This window comes from Secundilactobacillus muriivasis (assembly GCF_054785195.1).
In genome coordinates this window covers 1-4,629 of record NZ_BAABMI010000104.1, presented here as the reverse complement: position 1 = coordinate 4,629, position 4,629 = coordinate 1, and the positions used below count along the sequence as shown (strand labels likewise).

The window sequence follows — 4,629 nt, the reverse complement described above, 5'->3', positions numbered from 1 at the left end:
CTAGCTCGTAGGCCCGCCACTGCGTTCCAGCCTCGCATAGCGCCGGAGCCTCCCGCGGCATCCTCCCACTACAAAAACCAGAATTACCGAATTTCACAAACTAAACATGCTTACGCTGGACGCAACCGACAGCAAAAAGTCCAGGTGAATTTTTCTATCGGCAGGTTGTAAACGGGCTCAGTCAAATGCGGTTCTCGAACGTCGATTAGGCCGTACAGTCTGAACGCTTTCTTCGATACTTGTAGATGTGCTATAATACTCTGAACGTTCTAAGGAGGATACTATGTCGGATTATTTAATCAAAAGTGTCGTAGATGATGGGCAGTTTCGGGCGTACGCCGTGGATGCGACCGAATTAGTGAGAGAGGCTCAACAGCGGCATGACACTTGGTCAGCTGCTTCGGCCGCACTTGGTCGGAGTTTGGTGGCGACACTGATGCTGTCATCGTCTGTACTTAAGGGTGATGATACGTTAACAGTTCGAATCAATGGCGGTGGCCCAGTTGGGGGTATCGTAGTTGACGGAAACGCGAATGGTACGGTGAAGGGGTACTTACAAAATCCCCACGTGAACTTACCATTAAACAGTCACCACAAAATTGATGTTGCTAAGGCCGTTGGGGTTGAAGGCTCGCTGTCAGTAACCAAGGATTTGGGCTTGGACAAGCCGTATACCGGGCAAGTACCATTGGCTTCTGGTGAAATTGGTGATGACTTTACCTATTATCTGGCTCAATCAGAACAGATTCCATCGGCCGTTGGCGTCTCAGTCTTTGTTAACGATGACAATACGATTCAGGTTGCGGGTGGATTCTTAGTCCAGGTCATGCCTGACGCCTCAGAAGATGCGATTGCGCACTTGGAACAACGGTTAAAAGAAGTCCCAATGGTGTCAGAATTGCTGTTAGCTGGTCAACGGCCAGAAGACATGCTGAACCTATTATTTGGGGAAAGCAACGTTAAAGTGCTGGACAAGATGCCGGTCGCATTCAAATGCAATTGCTCAAAGGATCAATTTGCGAAGGCGCTAGCAAGTATTTCCAAAACGCAACTGACCGAAATTATCGAAGAAGATCACCATGCGGAGACCCGTTGTAATTTCTGTGGGAATACGTATGAGTTTGATGAAGCTGAGCTACGAACGATTTTAGCTAAGATGTAACCCTTGGCCGTTAATTTGTGCTATGATAACAAACGCAGTTTTAAAGTCGTTGTAACGGTTTAATAACCAGGATATTTTAAGAGGTGAAACGAATGGAATGGCAGATTGGTGACGTTAAGATCCCAAATCAAGTCGTTGTTGCGCCCATGGCAGGGGTAACAAACTCGGCATTCCGAGTTATTTGTAAAGAATTCGGTGCCGGTCTCGTGGTTTGTGAGATGATCTCCGACCGAGGCATTATGTACCATAACCAAAAAACGTTAGATATGATGTTTGTGGATGCCGTTGAGCACCCAATGAGTATTCAAATTTTTGGCGGGAGCAAGGAAACGCTTGTTCAAGCCGCTGAATTTGTGGATCAACACACGAAAGCTGATATTATCGACATTAACATGGGCTGTCCAGTGAACAAGGTGGTCAAGACAGATGCCGGTGCGCGGTGGCTGTTGGATCCAAAGAAGGTTTATGAGATGGTCTCCTACGTCACGGATGCAGTTAAGAAGCCCGTAACGGTCAAGATGCGAATCGGTTGGGATGACCAACACGTGTTTGCCGTTGAAAATGCCTTGGCTGCTGAACGTGCTGGCGCATCTGCATTAGCCATGCATGGTCGGACGAGAAAGCAAATGTATCAAGGTCACGCTGACTGGGACGTCTTAAAATCGGTTGCCGATGAATTAACGATTCCGTTCATGGGTAACGGGGACGTTAAGACGCCACAAGACGCCAAGAAGATGCTGGATTACGTTGGGGCGGATGCCGTGATGATCGGGCGAGCAGCGATGGGTAATCCCTGGATGCTCAAACAAACTGAGCACTACTTGGCAACTGGCGAGTTGATCGACGAACCAACGCCAACCAAGAAGATTGATACCGCCAAGGAGCATTTACATCGGTTAGTTGAATTAAAGGGTGATTTTGCGGGCCCACGGGAATTCCGTGGTCAAGCAGCCTATTACTTGAAGGGTATTTCTCACTCCGCTCGGACCAAAGCCGCGTTAAACAACGCTGAAACTGAGCAGGAAATGATCAACATTTTCGATGAATTTTTAGAAAAATTGGCGGCTTTACCAGCAGTTGGCCGTTAAATTCTGAAAAAGCAGGCAAAAGAGCTTGCTTTTTTTATTGAGGGTTGTCAAAATTAAAGACGGAAGAACGAAATTATGGAGGTTTTAGTGTGGCTGGAAAAGATAAAGAAATGAACGACCAACTCCGGGTTCGTCGCGAAAAGATGAACGAACTACGAGAGGCCGGCATTGATCCGTTTGGTCATCGCTTCGAACGAACTTATTTGGCAAAGCAATTGCACGATGAGTTTGATGGCGAAGACAAGGATGAGTTAAACGACGCCAAAAAAGTGGCGGTTGTTGCCGGACGGATGGTATCAAAACGTGGTAAAGGCAAGGTTGGCTTTGCTGATCTTCAAGACCGAAGTGGTCGGATTCAACTTTACGTACGTAAGGACATCTTAGGCGAAGACGTTTACCACATCTTCAAACGGTCAGATATTGGTGACCACCTAGGTATCGAAGGCGACATCATTAAAACGGATATGGGCGAATTAACGATTCGGGTAACCAAGCTAACGTTCCTATCTAAGGCATTACGGCCATTACCTGAAAAGTACCATGGGTTACAAAACAAGGAACAAATCTACCGTCAACGGTACTTGGACTTGATTGCCAACCCTGATAGCTTTGACCGCTTTAAGAAGCGCAGCAAGATCATCACAGCAATCCGGGCTTACTTGGATGGCCTCGACTTTACTGAAGTTGAAACGCCAGTCTTGCACAACCAAGCCGGTGGCGCGAGTGCTCGACCATTCATTACGCACCATAATGCTTTGAACATCGACCTTTACCTGCGAATTGCGCTGGAATTGCACCTTAAGCGGTTGATCGTTGGTGGGATGGAACGCGTTTACGAAATTGGTCGCGTTTTCCGGAACGAAGGGATGGATACGCGTCATAACCCTGAATTCACCATGTTGGAAACTTACGTGGCTTACTTTGACTTCCATGATGTTATGGATGAAACCGAAGGCATTTTTAAGGCCGCTGCGCAAGCCGTTACCGATGACGGTGTGATCACGTACCAAGACCACACGATCGACTTACACAAGGATTTTGCTCGGGTCCACATGGTGGATGCAATCAAGCAGGAAACCGGTGTCGATTTCTGGCCTGAAATGAGTGTGGCGGATGCTAAGAAGTTAGCCGACGAACACGGTATTCACTATGAAGACTACTGGACAGTCGGTCACATTATCAACGCCTTCTTTGAGGAAAAGGTTCAGGATAAGTTGGAACAACCAACCTTTATCTATGGCCACCCAGTTGAAATCTCACCACTTGCCAAGAAGAACCCAGACGATCCACGCTTTACGGATCGGTTTGAACTGTACATTCTTGGTAACGAGTTCGCCAACGCCTTTACTGAGTTGAACGATCCAATTGACCAACGGCAACGGTTTGAAGCCCAAGTCAAGGAACGTGAAGCTGGTAATGATGAAGCGGAAGGCATCGACGAAGACTTCATCGAAGCTTTGGAATACGGGATGCCGCCTACTGGTGGTCTCGGAATCGGGATCGATCGGCTCGTGATGTTCTTGACGAATGCTGAATCAATTCGCGACGTGTTGTTGTTCCCAACAATGCGGCCGGAAGACTAATTTAAACTAGTATCAGTTAAAAAGTGTTACAGTTACCGAGGTAAAGGTGCTGTAACACTTTTTTTGCGTCAGGAAATTCCTTAGGAGCTGAGTACAGTCATAATGAGAATGCCAAATGGTAAAAAAATGTAGACCAGTTAGAAGGAACGGCCGGTTATTGGCAGTTCGTAGTGAGCAAATGATGATTAGTGATGATTTTTGAATGTGTTAATGATGGCCGTAAGCGGGTAATGAAATGCGATGAACGTTGAGTCGTTGATGATTAAGTTAATGAATTGGGAAGCTGCTTAAAATAAATCGCTAATCAATAAAATCCGATAATTTTTTATTTAAATGGAGAAAAAGTTCGTTTTTACAAAACTGAATTAGACTAGTTTAGGTCGCGAAAGTTACTGTTAAAACTAGAATTAGCATGAATATTCATTATGTGTTATTGAGATATGGTAGAGACCATTGTTTGTGTATTGGAAAAATACAAGGGTGATCATTAGTGCTGATTGGGTGGAAACAACGGTGCATCAAGAAAAAAGTTGAGTTTTAGTGTTGACCAAATGAAGGATAGCTGGTATAGTTATTTCTGTTGTCAGCGAGGTGATTCACCTCAACGACTAACACAATTGAATATCCATTCAACTATTTGATAAAAAAACGTTGACTTGGATTTCAACACATGATATGATTTAATAGTTGTCGAAAGGCAATTGCTTAAATTATTCAAAGTAGACCTTTGAAAACTGAACAAAGTTTTGTTTCACAAATGTGCAGGGTATATCACTTCGGTGATATCAAATGTAAT

General features: G+C 45.2%; 3 protein-coding genes. All 3 read left to right on the top strand.

Going from position 1 to position 4,629, the window contains the following annotated elements:
* Positions 1–283: 283 nt before the first annotated feature.
* The 3 genes from hslO to lysS all read left to right on the top strand — a co-directional run bounded on the left by hslO (position 284) and on the right by lysS (position 3,833).
* Complete coding sequence (gene hslO / locus ACYVR3_RS16005) at positions 284–1,162, top strand: Hsp33 family molecular chaperone HslO (RefSeq protein WP_461245002.1); 879 nt, start codon at positions 284–286, stop codon at positions 1,160–1,162.
* A gap of 92 nt (positions 1,163–1,254) precedes the next feature.
* Positions 1,255–2,250 (top strand): tRNA dihydrouridine synthase DusB, encoded by a 996-nt coding sequence (gene dusB, locus ACYVR3_RS16000; RefSeq protein ID WP_461245001.1) that lies wholly within the window; start codon positions 1,255–1,257, stop codon positions 2,248–2,250.
* Positions 2,251–2,360: 110 nt separating this feature from the next.
* Positions 2,361–3,833: a lysine--tRNA ligase gene (gene lysS, locus ACYVR3_RS15995; protein ID WP_054737541.1), complete on the top strand. Its 1,473-nt coding sequence runs from the start codon at positions 2,361–2,363 to the stop codon at positions 3,831–3,833.
* The last annotated feature ends 796 nt before the right edge of the window (positions 3,834–4,629 follow it).